At 71.8% G+C, this 266-nt stretch carries 1 protein-coding gene; it reads right to left on the reverse strand.

What is annotated here, in order from left to right:
- Window positions 1–266 (reverse strand): hypothetical protein (locus PZA18_RS24610; RefSeq protein WP_284103514.1); only part of this gene is annotated, 266 nt, incomplete at both ends.

The raw sequence follows: 266 nt of genomic DNA on the forward strand, positions 1-266 counted from the left end.
TATCCAGCTCAACCAGATAGTGGTGTTCAGCGGCCGGCTGGCCCAGGTCCAGCGTGACCGGCTGTGACAGGACCAGCGGGGTCTGGGGCGGGGTGTGGACCGCCAGCTGGAAGGCGTAGTCCACCCCCCCGGTCTGGGCGGGGTCGCCTTCGATCAGCAGCCAGTGTCGGCCGGTCTGCCGCGCCGTCAGGGCCGGGCTGTCCTGCCAGTCGCGGTCGTTGGCGAGCAGGCTGCCATCCGCCTGCAGCAGGCGCCAGCGCAGGCCG

Origin of the sequence: Parachitinimonas caeni (genome assembly GCF_030129945.1) — a bacterium.
In the GTDB taxonomy this organism is placed as follows: Bacteria; Pseudomonadota; Gammaproteobacteria; order Burkholderiales; family Chitinimonadaceae; genus Parachitinimonas; species Parachitinimonas caeni.